This is a genomic window from Enterobacter sp. CPE_E1241 (assembly GCF_045618265.1).
In the GTDB taxonomy this organism is placed as follows: Bacteria; Pseudomonadota; Gammaproteobacteria; order Enterobacterales; family Enterobacteriaceae; genus Enterobacter; species Enterobacter adelaidei.
Window position 1 is genome coordinate 631826 of the sequence record NZ_JBIWYV010000001.1, and the last position, 15996, is coordinate 647821.

Consider the following 15996-nt stretch of genomic DNA (forward strand, 5'->3'; position numbering starts at 1 on the left):
ATCAGTAGTGCCTGTAAAGGGTGATTTTTGGCTGTATCTTCCGATATGTCGGACCGGGATAAAGGCTGTTCTGTTTAAAGTCTGAATACCAGGTACCCGATCCGTCGTAGATACATGCATGCCCGTTCTGATGCGCACCAGGTAATGCGTCAATGACTGCAACATCACCTTCAATAGGGGTGCCGTACACCTTACTGAATCCTGCCTTCTCAAGTGATCGCCAGAAGTTTTTTGCATCAGCGCCATCAATCTTCAATCCTCCGGCACGGATAGCAGCAGCAACGGCGCGAGCGCAGTAACCGGTACTTTTATGATGTGAGTGGCTGCGGGCATATGACACAGCTTCGTGCTTATTCCATGACATAAATAATCCTTATTAACGAAATGCAGCAATAAGGAAATATTACACCGTTAATATACACTGTTTTGTAATTGATAATGAGTTAATATTAACCATTATCTATACAATAAATAATAGCTAATAAAATCATAAATACATATTATGGTTGATGTGTATCTGTGGGAAGTGTCAGGAAAATAAATTTTTATGCCAATAGGCTGGAAATGATTATCTGCTGAAAAATAATTCAGCAGATAATCACCACTTCAATGTGGGAGAGAGGATCACTCCCCAAGCGTTGCCACCATCACCGCCTTAATCGTATGCATCCGGTTTTCTGCCTGGTCGAACACGATGCTCGCCGACGACTCAAACACCTCGTCCGTTACTTCCATCCCGCCGTGCAGATCGAACTCTTTCGCCATCTGTTTGCCGAGCGTAGTCTGGTCGTCATGGAATGCCGGCAGACAGTGCAGGAACTTCACGTTCGGGTTGCCGGTCAGCGCCATCATCTGGCTGTTCACCTGATAGCTCCTCAGCAACGCAATACGCTCCGCCCACTTCTCTTTGGCTTCGCCCATCGACACCCATACGTCGGTGTAGATGAAGTCCGCGCCTTTTACGCCTGCCGCCACATCTTCCGTCAGGGTTATTTTCCCACCGTTCTTCGCGGCCAGCGCACTGCACTCTGCCACCAGGCTCTCTTCCGGCCAGCAGGCTTTTGGGGCCACCAGACGCAGATCCAACCCGGTCAGCGCCGCGGCTTCGAGCATCGAGTTGCCCATGTTGTTGCGCGCATCGCCTGCATAAACCAGCGTCATCTCGTTAAATGCTTTGCCCGGCAGGTGCTCCTGCATGGTCAGCAGGTCCGCCAGCAGCTGCGTCGGGTGGAACTCGTTGGTCAGCCCGTTCCACACCGGCACGCCCGCATACTGTGCCAGGGTTTCAACCACTTCCTGGCCGTGACCGCGATACTGAATGCCATCGTACATGCGGCCAAGCACGCGTGCGGTATCTTTAATTGATTCTTTATGCCCAATCTGGCTGCCGCTCGGCCCTAAATACGTGACGCGCGCGCCCTGGTCAAATGCGGCAACTTCGAAAGAGCATCGTGTACGGGTTGAGTCTTTTTCGAAGATGAGCGCGATGTTTTTACCGGTAAGCTTTTGTACTTCCTTGCCATTTTTTTTATCGGCTTTGAGTTGTGCGGCAAGAGTCAGCAGAGAAGTGAACTGTGCAGGGGTAAAGTCGAGCAATTTCAGAAAGTGTTTCTTGTACAAATCAGACATTTTATCCTCACATGGCGAACGCCACTTGTTGAATTAAAATTCACTTTATATGTGTAATTATTCATTTGCAACCCCGTTTAACAAATCTTTCTCACAAAGGTGGAGGCAAACACGTCCGTGTGTGAAAATAGAAGTATCTGCCGCACTTTAAAGAGGATTGAGCCATGGCAAACCCGGAACACCTGGAAGAGCAACGCGAAGAGACGCGTCTGATTATTGAAGAGCTGCTGGAAGACGGTAGCGATCCGGACGCGCTGTACACCATCGAGCACCATTTCTCTGCGGATGATTTCGACGCGCTGGAAAAAATGGCGGTGGAAGCCTTCAAACTGGGTTACGAAGTGACCGAGCCGGAAGAGCTGGAAGTGGAAGAGGGCGACACCGTCATCTGCTGCGACATCCTGAGCGAAGGCGCGCTGAAGGCGGAGCTTATCGACGCGCAGGTAGAACAGCTGATGAACCTGGCCGAGAAGTTCGACGTGGAATACGACGGCTGGGGAACCTACTTCGAAGATCCGAACGGTGAAGACGGCGAAGAAGGCGACGACGAAGATTACATCGACGAAGACGACGACGGCGTGCGTCACTAATAGCGTTCAAGCGGCAGTGCATGCTGCCGCTTTCAAGGTTTAAACATGGATTACCCGCAGATACTCGCCCCCGTACTCAACTTCCTCCAGTGCCCGACCCCGCAAGCATGGATTGATAAAGCCCGCGACCCGGCGAACCTGCCGCTGCTGCTCACCGACCACATGGTGTGCGAGCTCAAGGCCGCCCAGACCGCGCTGCTGCTGGTGCGCAAGTACGTCGCCGACGAAAGCGGTGCCGACGCGCTGCTCGACTGGCTCAAACCCTACGAACAATTCACCTTCCGCGACGGCCCGGAGCCGGACTTCATCGCTCTGCACAAGCAGATTGGCAAAAGTGTGATGCCCAAAACCGACGACCCGTGGGGCCAGGCGCTTATCGACAGCATGGTGCTGTTGATTAAAGAAGAGCTGCACCACTTCTGGCAGGTGCGCGAGGCGATGCTGGCACGTGATATTCCGTACGTCAAAATTACCGCCAGCCGCTACGCCAAAGGAATGCTGAAAGAAGTACGCACTCACGAACCGCTGACGCTGATCGACAAGCTCATCTGCGGCGCGTACATCGAAGCCCGCTCCTGCGAGCGCTTCGCCGCGCTGGCCCCGTTCCTCGACGATGATTTGCAGAAGTTCTATCTCTCGCTGCTGCGCTCGGAAGCGCGCCATTATCAGGACTACCTGACGCTGGCCCAGCAGGTGAGCGATAACGATATCTCACCGCGTATAAAGCTTTTTGGCGAAATTGAAGCCACACTTATCTCGACACCGGACAACGAGTTTCGCTTCCACAGCGGCGTGCCGGTGTAAACCGGCAAAGCTAAAGGATAAGGATGCGAGATGAATAAAACGTGGACCCGTATTGTCATTGTCGTCATCGCGGCCGCCGCCGTGGCGTTCTGGGTGTACTTCGACAAACAGCGTATGCAGCGCACCCCCGAACAGCAGCTTGATACCACCCTCAACACGATGCCCGCCTGGCAGGTGATTAAAGAGCAGGAACCCGCGTTCCAGAAACGCATCCGCGAGCAGATCCTCACCATGCAGAAAGCGGGCGAGTCTGAACAGCACATTATCGACGTCATCCAGCCGCAGATTTTGACCCTGCAGATGTCACGCCTGCAGCATGCCCCGGACGCCAACGTGGTGGAATATATGAAGGTCAACATGGAGCAGACTGCCGCCATCCAGAAGGTGAGTGACGACGCCTGTTTCCGCTTCATGTACCCGGCGGTGAAAGGCGGCGTCAACCCGATGCGCGTGCTGGATCAACAGATGATGGCCCGCCGTATGCAGGCCGACGCCGACATGATGCGCGCAGCCTACGGCAAAAACAGCCACACCGTGACCCCGGCCGAACGCGAGGCGGCAGTCGAGGATGTGCGGCCTATTATGAAGGAACTTGCCGATAAGTATGGCGAGGACATCCAACTGCTGGAGATGCCGGATAAGGCGGTGGGCAAAGAGAAGCTCTCCTGCGATATGGTGCAGGAGATGTGGGCCAAGGTGCTGGCGCTGCCGGAGCAGAAGGCGGCGAGAGTGATTCGGCTGGCGGTTTCGGAGCTGGATTGATGAAGGGCGCTGGTTTTTTGGGCACTTAGCGCGGGTTTAGCGCGTCGCCGCTTGCATGGCGGCGCGCGACAGGTATAATCCACAACGTTTCCGCATCCCCTTCAGTGCCGAAGTGGCGAAATCGGTAGACGCAGTTGATTCAAAATCAACCGTAGAAATACGTGCCGGTTCGAGTCCGGCCTTCGGCACCAAGACTCAATTAAATCCTTCTTTTGTAAGGATTTTTTTGTTTCTAGACCTCAATATCGCGTTGCCCTATTACAAAAGGGTATACGAGGCGATGTCTCATCGATATAAACTCTATCGTCGAACCAGCGGCATTTATGTTGTCCGCATTAGCGTTCCCCAACGTTTTCGTCGATACGCAGGACAGTGTGAGATTCACACTTCAACAGGCACTCACGATCTTCATGAAGCAAAGCAGAAGTCCGCGCTCCTGTTGGCGGTCTGGTATCAGACCTTACAAGAGTATGAACAATTGGATTATCGAACGTTAAGTGACAGCGCTCCGCTGCTTGCTGGTGAGGGCATGATCTCGCTTTCCAACTTTGCTCAGTCAGTTGAGTTGCCTGTTGCGCAATTAATACAGGCGGTGATGAACCGCAATCTGCCCGTATTCTGGCTTGCGACGGGGCAGGCTGGTTTTTATGTTGCAGCGCTCTCTGAGGCTGAGCTGGACCCGCTTGATGGCAGTTACGTTCTTAATTATGGCGAAGAGCAGGGTATCGAGGGGGTTGCTAAAGGCTATCTGCAACTCACTGCGCAACCAGCGCATTTACGTAACATTATTAGCGACGGTTATTCAGAAGCTTCGGTGTTCAAAACTGCTGGAAGCGACGTTAAAGGCGGTTGGTTTTTCACCTCCGGTTGCCCGGTTATTAAACCCGATACGCTGTTGATCAATAAAGTCCATGCAGAAAGCCTAAGGCTTGATTGGCTGGCTAAGACTACGCCTCCAGCCGCTAGCGTTCATCCTACCGTGCCTCTTGCCGCACCGGTCTCTACTATCGATAACGAGTATGTTAATCGAAAGTATTACACCAAGAGCCTGTCGTGGTTATGTTCTGAATATCTAAAGCATCGGCGCAAGGGCAAGATATCGGAGTCGGCTATAAGTGATATCCGTAACTACTTCGGCTTTATGATCGAAGCGATGGGTGACATTCAGTTGGAGGATTTTGATCGCGATTTCCTCCGGGCTTATGAGAGCAAACTGCGCACGATCCCGGCAAACCGTAATTTAGTCAAAGCTAAATATGGAGTGAAAACGCTGGATGATTTAATCACCAAATCGGCAGAATGCGGCGATAAATTGATGACTGAGGAATCCGTCAGGAAGTATATCAACGGCATTTATGGTGCAATGAAGTGGGCTGTTGCTGACGGTAAGCTACTGAAATCGCCATGCGAAAACTTTTTCCCGCGCGATGATAAAGACGAGCGAGACCAGGATCATACTGACGTGTTTGAACCGCATGAAATTGAGGCGATTTTTTCACTTCCGTGGTTCGTGGCTGGAACCGGTGAACGTAACGTGCAAGGGCGATTTCATCAATATTGCCCGTTTCACTTTTGGACACCTTTACTGGGGGTGCTGACGGGGGCGCGAGTTAATGAAATTGCGCAATTGCTGCTGGATGATGTTCTGGCAGAAGACGGTGTTTACTACTTGAACCTTGAAAGCGATAGTGAAAACGGCAAGAAACTAAAAAACGCTAATGCTCGTCGCAAAATTCCGATTCACTCCACGCTTATTGATCTCGGTTTTATAGACTACGTGAACGCCTTAAAAGATGCCGGGTATGTCCGCCTGTTCCCCGAACTCAAGCCGCATAAAACTAAAGGCTATGGTAGACCGGTTTCCGCATGGTTCAATGAATCGCTGTTGGCACGTCGATTGAAACTCGAGAGGAACAGAACCAAGTCTTTTCACTCGTTTCGCCACACTGTCTCAACCTTACTTAAAGAGAAGGGCGTCAGCCCGGAACTACGTGCGCAGTTAGTCGGACATGTGCGAGGTGAAACTGAAACAGAAGTGCGGTATAGCAAAGACCTCAAACCGGTTCATATGATTGAAGTTGTCGAGAAAATTGATTTTTCGTTACCTGTTATAGCGAAATTCAACATTTTTGACGGGTTGGATGCTGTCAGAGATGCACTGCGAAGAAAAAGAAGCAAACAAACAGACTAATCCGGGGTTAGTATTCAGTTGAGTGATGCTTGAATGCGCTGGGAAGCTCCCTGGCGCATTTTTCATTGAGGGTGGTGGATTGCATAGTGCTGAATTTGGCGGTGCTCAAAACGCGTCAGGTGAAGCCCGTTAACCTACGATTGCACCCGTAGCCCTTCCACGCTTTCCGGCGGCAGGTTCATCACTGTTTTAATGCTGGTCTCTATACTGCCAACGATGTCTTCGCGCGGGCCGCTGCGCCAGTCAGCGCTTGCGTAAAAAGCATTGAGAACCGCAGCCATGCTTTCAGCGCTGTCAAAGGCGCGAATCAGGTAATAGCAATCCGTGTCATGCAGTGAGTTACCAAACGATACTACATCGATCCCGTGGCGTTGGTGTAGGGGCACGCTGATGTCCTGCATTATGGTGTGAAAAGCAGTTCCGGTGCCTTTGTGCAAGGTGTATTGCAGTATCTCGACGGTTCTCAAAGCATTATCTCCGTGTCGCCTCTGGACGGCTCCCTTGTTGTTAGCAATATAAAGTAAACCGGACTGGACCATGAAGCTACTACTAATCAGACAGCTATTCGTAAGCAGAAGCCGCGATATGTGGTTCAAACGCGCTGTAAGGCTCTCTGGCGAGTTTTTTTATCAGGATGGCATATTTCACGGTAAAAAAGCCGTGGTGCTATAGTGATGCGTCTGGCTGAGAATAATTGCCAGTAATCCAAGTATAAGGTTTTGTTTTTCAAACTCCGAAGTTTTTAACTTCTTCGCCAAGAAGGGAGATGGTAAAACCTAAGACTCTTCACTTTTCAGCGGTCATATCCCTGACAGCTTGTTGGTGAAGTTCGCGGCTCCGCTTCTCACTTCCTGTTTTCCCTGTTACCTGTTGTTGTGTGTAAACGTAGTTGGTTAGCGGCTGTATGTATTTAAGTTATTAGGTCACTGCACGTCAGCCCAGTCAGCAAGCGGATCACCGCTCCAAAATCCGCACACTTTTTTGGAATGGATATTCACGGGCGTAGGTTTCGCAATGCTGCTCTAATCCTGTTACTCAGTTCTTTGTCTGCTGTCAGGTGACTACTCTCTGTCCGCGTTCTGCCTTTCTTGTCGCGTTGTCCTACAGTGCTGAACGAGTGAATGCCTCGTTCCGTCGTTGCATCCCTGTATGAGCGTATCCAGTTGATTGAAACGAGCCGAAACAGATCCCCTTTTGCCATCTGTGCCGCAGCTATCGGACGGCGGAATGTGAAAAGACTGGCGAGTGTTTCAAACGGGAAGTGTTGCAGCCCGGAGAGAAGACCGAAGCCGTATTGCTGTAGCGCGTCACCCTGCAATGTCACCTCTATGCGAGCACGTTGCTCATGAAGCGGCAGCGGCTGCTTCTTGTCGGTCCGTTTGTGATAGCACTGCCATGAAATGGCGTCATCTTCGTTGCCAATCCGCAGGTTATACATCGGGTTGATACGATTGCCGGGCTTATCAAGAAATTGGTTACTGTTGTTGTCGCCGTTGTATTGGCGATGATTGGTGCTCGGAGCGAACAGGCTTGTTTGCATCCGATATGTAAAGGCGCGTGTTGCTTCAACTGACTGTTGTTTATGCCAAAAGTCACAACTGATCTCTATCCCGGCAATAGTCGGTTCGGTTGCAAACGTGAACCGTCTGGCTAACGCATGGAGCGCAGCACGGAGCTGCTGATAGTTGTTCGCCAGCTTGTCATGAAAGCGAATGCGGAATGTGTCAGTAACATCACCTGGCTGCATGTCGATTGCCTCAACCCACCAGCGATTAACGCTCGTTATCTCTCTCAGCGCTCTGCGGATGTGTTGGTGCTGTGTTGGGCGTTCGGTGCGAATCTCAACGTCGAGCCAGTCGATGACGGCGGTAGCCCTGAATTGCTTCAAGGCTGAATCCGCTGTTTGTTGATAGTTGTTCATTGCCAGCCTTTCAGCTCGTCGCTATTGGAGGGCGAACGCTCCAATGCCGCTTATCGGTGAGGTCAATGTCAACCTCAAGCATAGACAGCATGTGCGGCTTGGCGGGGGGAGGGCAAAGGCGTGAGACTTTTTCGACGAACTCACATACTTCACTAAATAGATAAACTGGGCGAGGGTGGCGAGTGGCGGAATACCTTCCGACAGGAAGTAAGAACTCACCGTGATAGCTAGCCCTCCCGCGCCGCATATCCGCTAATAAATCATCCCATGCCCTGACGTCGCCTAGCTTGGCTCTCAAAAAGTAAGCCGTCTCACTTGCTGAAAGAGTTTTAACTTTCATTGTTTCCTCCTTAATCAACGTCTGGAGCGATCATGAGATGTAGCTGACCGCGTAGCTCGTTCTGGATGATCACGAATGGTGATCCGCCGTAGCTTTTGTCTCTGTAACCAGTCAGTAAGGTAAACGCCGCAAATGAGTTATCACGTGTGACGATGGTTGCGCCGTCTAGCTCGCTCTGGAGTTGCTCGTCATTAATCCGCCAGTAGCCGTTGCCGATAATCTCATGATGGGTGTCTGCTTCAACTGATCCAGCTTCCGTTAGGGGAACAATCCGCTCAGCCATTAACTCATCAGCCAGTGCTGCACGTATCAGAGCTGTCCTGTTTGGCGCATCAGGCTGTGTCGCCAACACTTCACTCGCCCAATCCTGCCAACGAATACCGCGCTTTGCCGCCAGCATATCGAGCGCTGTCCAAGTGGTGTCTTCTAACCGGAATGATGTGCGCCCAATCCCGGCAAGCTCTGCATTGCGCGTTTTTAAGATCTTTTTCATGTTTCACCTCGAAATAATCACTAATGAAACTATATACCTGAAACATATAAAAGCAAATATATATATTCACTAATATAAGTTTTAGCTCGGGTGGAATGTTGAAACTTGCATGGTTTTGCTGTCATGGAGCGTTCTGACTATATCGGTGGTGCGTTATATAATCAGGATGCAAAAACGCCACCATAGCAATATGGTGGCGTTCTGTGAGGCGTGGTGGCTTTTATTCTGACTTGATGGTCATGACCGTTTTTGTGCTTATCCCGTGTTTCTCGGCGGCCTTGCGGATGGATAGACCAGCGGTTAAATCAGCCTTGACCGCTTCCCGATCGATTGTGGCACTTTTACCTCGTCCGGCAATACGCCCTGCTGCTTTTGCTGCTTCATAGCCCTCTTTCTGGCGCTGTAACATCGTTTCGCGTTCCATCTGTGCCACGGCAGCCAATACGGTTAACATCATGTTGCCTACAGGGTTATTGTCGCCAGTTTTAAAACCCTCCTTATGAAACTGCACCACAACGCCGCGCTGTGCCAGCTTTTCGACGGTTGCCAGTAGGTCAGCAGTATTACGGCAAAGGCGGTCAATGCTATGAACGTGCAACACATCGTCCTCCCGCAAATAGTCCATCATTGCGGCAAATTGTGCTCGGTCGGTGTTTTTGCCGCTGCTTTTTTCTTCAAAGATTTTATCGAGCACAACGCCGTTTAACTGGCGCTCTGTGTTCTGCTGAACACTTGATACACGAACATAACCGATATTAGCCATAGCTTACCCTTGTTGTGGTAATTTGCCTTTCAAGCTTTAATATACAACACTGTGTTACTTAATTGAAGGCAAATTACTACACTTTGGGTCGATTTTATGTGTAGTGATCTAGCGTGCTATTTTACAACGCTGGCAAATCTAGGGAATCCTCTTTTCACGTTCAACTTATCCGGCTGTTCGGCCTGAGACATCGCTATAGACGATTTGTTGAACCTCATCACGACTTCATTTTGGGTATGATGCAGTGAGTTAAATTAAAGATCCTCGCGCAGAAGCCGATAAATCTGAAACGCCTTGGTTTAATTTTAAGAGGAAATAAAAATGACTTTACTACCTATAGATGAGCGAGCGCTTCCGATTCTTCAAGAGGAACGCAAGCGGTTACAAAGCACATATGATGAATGCTCGAAAATTATTCCTGGCTCGCCAGCATTAGATAAAATTACGGAAGCTATAGATGCCATTGATGCAGAAATAAGTAAACGCTCGGGGTTATAAATCGTAAAGCGTAGCCAAAAAAAGACCGTTTTCTGGCATCTTCCAGTCGCACGCTTTCACACTGTTGGAAAACTAGCCTTGGCTTTTTTGGCAGGCCATCCTATTTTCATCACCGTTTTCTGGCAGGGTCGGATGAGGAGATGACTATGGCAGTTTTTGGCTACGGACATGTTTCGACATCGTAGCAGGATACTGAGAATCAACAGCTGGAGCTTGGGCAGGCCGTCGAAGATCGGCTCTGAAGCTCGTAAGGCGATTCTGGACAAGAAAGCGGCAGGAGTGTCAGCTCATTGGCGCGTGAATATGGCGTTTCCAGAGCGACGATTGTCGCAGTGCTGAATGGGTGAAGGGGAAAGATGGACTAATTAATTTCCTTAAACCAATCTTCTAAATCAAGTTTTACACTGATGAGATTTTGTTTTTCCACTAGCGTTTTGAAGTCTGCGGCTCTTCCCCACCAATCATTGATCATCAGAACTTCTCCTGCGAAAGTGAGGTGGTATCCATCTGGAACCTGCAGCCCGCTGTTGAGTGGGCAAAGAACAGCAATGCCGAGTAACCCGAAAATAGTTCTGTCAGAAAGGCGAATCTTACCCGCGCTTGCAATGATACTCGTAGTGCTTGCCTTATTACTGGCGTCAGAAATGAGTTCAAAACCTTCTGGCAACTCATCTCCATGACCATGAGTGCACCTGTGTATGCCGTATACTAAGTCAGCGATATCTGGTCTATCAGTAGTTTTTTGCTGATCGTTTACCTTGGCGGGCCAGAACGTCGTTTCTAAATTTATATTAGGCAGAGCCATTGGCCCAAAAATGTAGTAGTGCTCTCTGAGTGTTTGGGTGAATCTGCGTTGGTGTTTTCGCATTTCTGGATGCAGTTTTCTGGATGTTCCATCAAATGCATTACATGCATGCATCATTGCGCCGTCAAGGTCGCCTAATTCAAAATCGTCGATTGATTTTCTAATAGAATATCCGATGCCTGCCATGCCCATGCTTACCTTATATATATGATGATGGATTCTATTCGAACGATGCCGCTATAACCTTACCCGTATCTGCGTTGAAAACACAAAAATATTGAAGCGGTGTTAGCATTCCCAGACTGTTAATGGCGTTAGCCTGATTTCCAAATACTTGAATCGTTTTCTTTTTCTCATCATGCCACAAGTAAGTTCCGAAAACTGGCAGTGCTTCACTTTTCTGCCAAATATGGCGAAACGTCGCTTTCTTGTCCATTACCTGCTTGCACTCCCTGACCGGGTTATGGTGCGTTTTCGCATAGCATTCCGGGCTGTTACCTGAACATGAGGCATTTTGTTTTGTTAGCGGTTGTTCTGCACCTACAGCGGAAAAGGCGCATACGCCCAGCACCAATGAGAGAGTGCCCATAGCCCCCCATACAATTGCGCGTAGCGTGCTGATCTGCCGTTTTGATACAACATGAGCAACCACACTATAGCTGGCCCAGCTAAGCGCAGCTCCCGCTGACATCGGTAATAACAAGTCTGTTCCCGCCATGATTCCCTCACTTTCCAAAACACATCGCGCCTGATAGCGAACGCTGGTGACGCCCAACCGATGACGATCATCATACTTGTTGGGTTTTAAATGTCACTATTGGTGTTTTTTTTGAATCAATGAGGATTGTCATTATACAGGCGATGAATGCGAGTGACTAAGCTCACTGACGCGAGAATAGATTCAAAATGTCTCATATGGAGCGTGGCCTTACAGTGGTCAAAATTGCACATTCAGTGCATGAAAAAATCCCTGAGAATACAGTTTGGCGAGCGGGTAAAAGAACTGCGCATTGCCACCGGAATGAGCCAGGAAGCGTTTGCTGATCGGTGTGGGTTCGCACGTAGCTATATGAGCCGTATTGAACGCGGTGGTTCTAATGCATCTCTGGATGCGATTGAGGTGCTGGCTAACGCTCTCAGTGTTGAGCCGTGGCAGTTGTTAGCGCCTGAATCATCTGAAAATAATGACCTAGATCTGTTGGTTCCATACGCGGCCGATGGCTCGTGCTTTCATCCCGGACTGGCGAGCACCCGCGATGGTTCGTTTGGCGTAGGTGATAAAGCGGCTCAGAAGCGTTTTGGCACGTTTTCCGAGGCTCTTGAGTATCTCCGTAGTATGCAGACCGCAAAATGGCGTAGACCCAATCCTAGCGGCAATTGGGGGATCGTATCTGCGGTTCGTTGGGACAAACTGAGAAAGTGACGTTAATGTAAGTTAATAAATTCTGGATGCTGTATTAATGAACAGTATTCTTTTGCAGGGGATTACCCACCTTCGAATCAGGCTCATCCTTTTGTAAGAGCCATTTAAACATCAAAATACAGGTGCATTACATAGGCGTTACGTATCACTTGAAGATTAAGAGTCCTCATGACACAGCCAACTTTTAGAAGAGTCCAAAAGAGAAACCCTCATCAGTTAACCGTTGATCAGCATATCCATGCGGCACATTGCATAAGAAAGTTTACAGATGAAAAGGGGACAGTCTCTGTTTTTGATAAAACTCTTTCTCGATGGGTGCAGCGTAAACCAGACGCCGCAATGTTTTGTGCTAAACGAGCATGGGATGAACGGTCTGAAAAAGGCTATATGCTCAGTGTCGAAACTGCTTTTTTTAATGCGATAGACAACATCGATACTCCTTTTGGTGATAGAAGGCATGACGACATTAGCCGCTATTATCACTTGTGGCGCTTGCGAGGGCTTGCAAGAGATAAGGCGAGGCATGATGTGCATTTCAGCAAGGAACTCGGCCATCATTTATCTATTGATAAACAAGAGGTTCTGGAAAAAAATGGATATAGCTTCATATTAGAAAATGATGGGCTGTTGCACCATCTTGCGTCAGGCATTGAGATTCAAGTAATGCTGGCTAAGATCTACCATGAAATAGGGAGTATTAAGTGGGGGTTATTAACAGCGAAAAGAGGGGAGTTCTTAGTCGCCGATTATTACCCGGGGGATGGCTTTGGCTTAGAGCCTTTTATTCCAGTTTCTCCTAAACATGCTTTCTTTGCTAATACATTAGACAGTAGAATTGATGTCCACCAAGTGCGGGAGTTGAACCGTGTTTCGATTTCCTCTTCTAGAAACTACTTTTTTTGCAGAACCCTAGAGAAGTGCCCATTGTGAGCCATGACTTCTACATTGCTTCCTCCTGCGATGACAGGTCAGGGAAAATGCTTAGACACCTAGCTTCTTGTTGCTGATGTAACAAGGCCGAGGAAGGGTAAACGCTTCATGTGGTTCTTCTAACAAAAAGATCCTACAATTACTGCCTGTTTAATCCATAGGCACGCGAGAACAGCAGGTTACGGAGAGTTAGGTTCGAGTCCGGCCTTCGGCACCAAAAGATAGCAAATCCTTTCAAAAAAATTCATCTCTTTTTTTGAAATAATTTTAAGTATTTGTAGATTGCTTGAATATATATTTTCATGTTTATTTTTATATAATTATATTCGTAATAAAAATACATATACTTATAATTAATTATACAAATATGTTCAGAGCAAACCATTTCTCTTTAATTTTTTAATTTCACTAAAAGTAATATCAGGCTTCAAGCCAGTCTTTAATAAATTTTTGGAATGAATTATTAGCTCGGAACCCTTATATTTATTTTGAGCTGTGTAGGTTAATCCGAATGATTCAGGAATAAAATCAGAATAGATCTCACAGATTTCAGGGGTATCATCATAAGTGACAATCCAGTGTTGTTTAATTTTAACTACACTTTCAAATAATTTATAATGGTCATCATGTTCAAAGAAATTCTGATAAAGACCTTTCCCCTTTATATAATAAGGTGGATCAATATTAATAAATGCTGGGCCATCAATGTCGGGTATGAATTTTTCAATGTAATCAACAGCATCCATATTGCTTAGACGTATGGAATCTCTTTTGGCTGCTATAGCTAATATTTGTTCAACAAGTCTGTCTTTATTATATCTACAATGTAATTTATAGTTTCCATCTTGCTTTAATCCACCTATAACTCCTCCTTTAATAATGCCAGAACGGTTCGTTCGGTTAAGAAAGAACGTAGCGAATCCTAATTTTAAAAAATCACTATTTTTTTCTTTATATATTGCACGTTGCTTATGCCATTCATCTATGGTCACTGGAGTGCTCTTAATCAATGAACATAGCTCATCTGTGCGATATAACACGCAATGCCAAAACGCATGTATAGCCGGATCTAAATCATTTATATATACTTTCTGTACATGGTTATTTAGCAATAAATGCCAAGCAATCGCACATCCGCCAGCAAACGGTTCGACATATGACTCCCCCTCAAGATTGTTTAACTTGATTGTTTCCAGTACATATGCTGCTAACTTGGACTTTCCACCTGGGTATCTTAAGGGAGAGTAAAACATTAAATTTCCTTCAAACTTATCAGTACTGCCAAAAGCGGTGTCAACATATCCCAGAAGCGATTCAAAAACTGAGGTTCAACTTTGTGAACTTTGCTTCCATGTATGTATTCGTTCAATGTGTTCAAACTGTAATCATTGCTTACATGTAGTAACTGATCAATAACTTTGTTAGCCTCTTTTACGTCTATATATTCGCCGCGCAGAGTACTTAGCTTTTGCTGCAGTGTAAGGTCATTGTAGCCTTTCTTTTCATACTTGGACAGCCTATCCTTCAGATCATTTGAATGAATGTATTCATCCACAGCGAGCTCAAGGAAAATACGTAATGACGCTGCTGTCACATTAGGATAGATAAATACTGGTAGTTTTTGAAACTCTTTGAAAAGTGATTTTAGTTTGTAGCTAGTTGTTGATATTTCATGATAGCAATCAGTTAACTGACGCCGCCTAGGATCACCTTTTAACTTTGGCTTATCTTCGGGTTTAGGATCCTGAACTTTTGTTGGGTCTGCATGGATTGGGTCAGGGGTGTCTGAAGGGGCTGGGGTAGGATTAACCTCAATACCGGCATGGGGAATATCATCTTTATTTGCTTCTTCTAGACTTTTTACTTTAGGTAGAAAATCAAATATTTTTTGGAAGCTAGAATCAATGGTACGAGTATTGACCAAGAACCCTAACTCATTGTTTTTATTTAGCATTAACTTAAGGAATTTGGCATAAGCAAAACAAAAAGTTGACATTTCAGCCTTAATTACAACACCCTCCTCATTAAAGTCGATATGCCAAGCATCGCGAACTTGGCTATTCCCGAACCATCGTTCTAATACAGTCATATTAATTTTATGGCTATAGACTTGCTCTTTTTCTTCATGCGTAAGATATTGTGTCACTTCTTGTCTTGTCGCGATATCACGTATTTTTACATACCGTAAAGCCTCGATTATTGCTGCACGTTTAAAACCAGTGTATTCGATGGTTTTGTCAATATCTTGCCCTTCTGCGTCATAGACATCGATTATAAATCGTTGCTGTTGTAATCGTTGCCATCTGACAAGGTTACTTGCTGAAGAATGACGTTGTAAAATATACCACCTAGCATCATCGTAAGAAGGCGCTACACATACCCTAATTTTCTCCAGCTCGTCTCTGTCAATCATTCTTGATAGGTTGACAACAATTTTACGAATAGACATTGGGGCTTTATCAGGCGAACGTAACAGTTTCAGGGCCATTACCCTTCGATTGCCTTCTGCAACAACGAAATCTTTATCTTTATTTTGCCAAACTACAACAGGGTCGAATGATTGAAAACCTCGTGTCGCAATAGATCTCATTAAAGTTAAAAAGTTTTGTTCATCATTGTCATCAGATATTAACTCCTCAACAAAATCGCGAACTGTAACGAGCTTACTTGAGGGATCTAAACGTGGATTATTAGACCATAACTTAAGGTTATCCACGGAACGTAGCACTCTTTTTTCCCACCATTTATTGTGTTCTTGAATCATATAATAAATATTCCATATGGTTATTAATTGTAGTATTAGATAAAGGGTTATACTGTTGCAATAATGATAAATAAGAAATGATC

General features: G+C 46.9%; 18 protein-coding genes, 1 tRNA gene and 1 pseudogene. 9 read left to right on the top strand and 11 right to left on the bottom strand.

From position 1 onward, the window contains the following. Window position 1 precedes the first annotated feature (1 nt). From ACJ9Y9_RS03020 to argL, 3 genes are all read right to left on the bottom strand, one after another. Window positions 2-364, bottom strand: coding sequence for a hypothetical protein (locus ACJ9Y9_RS03020; RefSeq protein WP_028016509.1), 363 nt, complete (start codon window positions 362-364; stop codon window positions 2-4). 260 nt (window positions 365-624) lie between these two features. Then, the gene (gene argF / locus ACJ9Y9_RS03025) at window positions 625-1629 is read right to left on the bottom strand and encodes an ornithine carbamoyltransferase (protein WP_028016510.1); all 1005 of its coding nucleotides are present in this window, start codon (window positions 1627-1629) and stop codon (window positions 625-627) included. Continuing rightward, entirely contained in the window at window positions 1599-1694 is a 96-nt protein-coding gene (argL, locus tag ACJ9Y9_RS03030) for a putative translational regulatory protein ArgL (protein ID WP_214598919.1), read from the bottom strand. Before argL ends, argF begins: the two co-directional genes overlap by 31 nt. A gap of 99 nt (window positions 1695-1793) precedes the next feature. Between argL and rraB the strand changes: the two genes are divergently transcribed. From rraB to ACJ9Y9_RS03055, 5 genes are all read left to right on the top strand, one after another. Next, window positions 1794-2219 carry a ribonuclease E inhibitor RraB gene (rraB, locus tag ACJ9Y9_RS03035; RefSeq protein ID WP_025759886.1) on the top strand — a complete coding sequence of 142 codons (426 nt, stop codon included), beginning with the start codon at window positions 1794-1796 and terminating at the stop codon, window positions 2217-2219. Between the two features lie 45 nt (window positions 2220-2264). Next, window positions 2265-3023 carry a tRNA isopentenyl-2-thiomethyl-A-37 hydroxylase MiaE gene (gene miaE, locus ACJ9Y9_RS03040; RefSeq protein WP_028016511.1) on the top strand — a complete coding sequence of 253 codons (759 nt, stop codon included), beginning with the start codon at window positions 2265-2267 and terminating at the stop codon, window positions 3021-3023. Window positions 3024-3053: 30 nt separating this feature from the next. Then, window positions 3054-3785: a hypothetical protein gene (locus ACJ9Y9_RS03045; protein WP_028016512.1), complete on the top strand. Its 732-nt coding sequence runs from the start codon at window positions 3054-3056 to the stop codon at window positions 3783-3785. A 106-nt stretch (window positions 3786-3891) separates the two neighbouring features. Then, window positions 3892-3976 (top strand) — tRNA-Leu (locus tag ACJ9Y9_RS03050). Window positions 3977-4065: 89 nt separating this feature from the next. Then, window positions 4066-5976 carry a tyrosine-type recombinase/integrase gene (locus tag ACJ9Y9_RS03055; RefSeq protein ID WP_407226057.1) on the top strand — a complete coding sequence of 637 codons (1911 nt, stop codon included), beginning with the start codon at window positions 4066-4068 and terminating at the stop codon, window positions 5974-5976. A gap of 134 nt (window positions 5977-6110) precedes the next feature. On the opposite strand, the gene ACJ9Y9_RS03060 is transcribed toward ACJ9Y9_RS03055, so the two are convergent. From ACJ9Y9_RS03060 to ACJ9Y9_RS03075, 4 genes are all read right to left on the bottom strand, one after another. Continuing rightward, the gene (locus ACJ9Y9_RS03060) at window positions 6111-6443 is read right to left on the bottom strand and encodes an NIPSNAP family protein (protein WP_063625295.1); all 333 of its coding nucleotides are present in this window, start codon (window positions 6441-6443) and stop codon (window positions 6111-6113) included. Window positions 6444-6970: 527 nt separating this feature from the next. After that, window positions 6971-7897 (bottom strand): hypothetical protein, encoded by a 927-nt coding sequence (locus ACJ9Y9_RS03065; protein WP_407226058.1) that lies wholly within the window; start codon window positions 7895-7897, stop codon window positions 6971-6973. A 350-nt stretch (window positions 7898-8247) separates the two neighbouring features. Continuing rightward, window positions 8248-8730, bottom strand: coding sequence for a ribbon-helix-helix domain-containing protein (locus tag ACJ9Y9_RS03070; protein WP_335254908.1), 483 nt, complete (start codon window positions 8728-8730; stop codon window positions 8248-8250). Between the two features lie 220 nt (window positions 8731-8950). Then, the gene (locus ACJ9Y9_RS03075) at window positions 8951-9493 is read right to left on the bottom strand and encodes a recombinase family protein (RefSeq protein WP_407226059.1); all 543 of its coding nucleotides are present in this window, start codon (window positions 9491-9493) and stop codon (window positions 8951-8953) included. A gap of 321 nt (window positions 9494-9814) precedes the next feature. Between ACJ9Y9_RS03075 and ACJ9Y9_RS03080 the strand changes: the two genes are divergently transcribed. Continuing rightward, a complete protein-coding gene (locus ACJ9Y9_RS03080) occupies window positions 9815-9991 on the top strand; it encodes a hypothetical protein (RefSeq protein WP_407226060.1) in 177 nt (58 codons plus the stop codon). Window positions 9992-10204: 213 nt separating this feature from the next. Then, a pseudogene (locus tag ACJ9Y9_RS03085) lies at window positions 10205-10338 on the top strand (hypothetical protein); the annotation flags it as partial. Between the two features lie 14 nt (window positions 10339-10352). Here ACJ9Y9_RS03085 and ACJ9Y9_RS03090 read toward each other — a convergent pair. Together ACJ9Y9_RS03090 and ACJ9Y9_RS03095 are read right to left on the bottom strand one after the other, a co-directional pair. Further along, window positions 10353-10982: a hypothetical protein gene (locus ACJ9Y9_RS03090; protein ID WP_407226061.1), complete on the bottom strand. Its 630-nt coding sequence runs from the start codon at window positions 10980-10982 to the stop codon at window positions 10353-10355. A 34-nt stretch (window positions 10983-11016) separates the two neighbouring features. Continuing rightward, the gene (locus ACJ9Y9_RS03095) at window positions 11017-11514 is read right to left on the bottom strand and encodes a hypothetical protein (RefSeq protein WP_407226062.1); all 498 of its coding nucleotides are present in this window, start codon (window positions 11512-11514) and stop codon (window positions 11017-11019) included. Between the two features lie 240 nt (window positions 11515-11754). Here ACJ9Y9_RS03095 and ACJ9Y9_RS03100 point away from each other — a divergent pair, with 240 nt between their 5' ends. After that, window positions 11755-12219 (top strand): helix-turn-helix domain-containing protein, encoded by a 465-nt coding sequence (locus ACJ9Y9_RS03100; RefSeq protein WP_407226063.1) that lies wholly within the window; start codon window positions 11755-11757, stop codon window positions 12217-12219. A gap of 168 nt (window positions 12220-12387) precedes the next feature. After that, window positions 12388-13149: a hypothetical protein gene (locus tag ACJ9Y9_RS03105; RefSeq protein ID WP_407226064.1), complete on the top strand. Its 762-nt coding sequence runs from the start codon at window positions 12388-12390 to the stop codon at window positions 13147-13149. 371 nt (window positions 13150-13520) lie between these two features. Here the strand turns inward: ACJ9Y9_RS03105 and ACJ9Y9_RS03110 are convergent, their stop codons facing one another. After that, the gene (locus ACJ9Y9_RS03110; protein WP_028016513.1) at window positions 13521-14402 is read right to left on the bottom strand and encodes a DNA adenine methylase; all 882 of its coding nucleotides are present in this window, start codon (window positions 14400-14402) and stop codon (window positions 13521-13523) included. Continuing rightward, window positions 14402-15913, bottom strand: a complete 1512-nt coding sequence (locus ACJ9Y9_RS03115; protein WP_032666758.1) for a ParB/Srx family N-terminal domain-containing protein — start codon at window positions 15911-15913, stop codon at window positions 14402-14404. The genes ACJ9Y9_RS03110 and ACJ9Y9_RS03115 overlap by 1 nt, the downstream gene beginning before the upstream one ends. Between the last annotated feature and the right edge of the window lie 83 nt (window positions 15914-15996).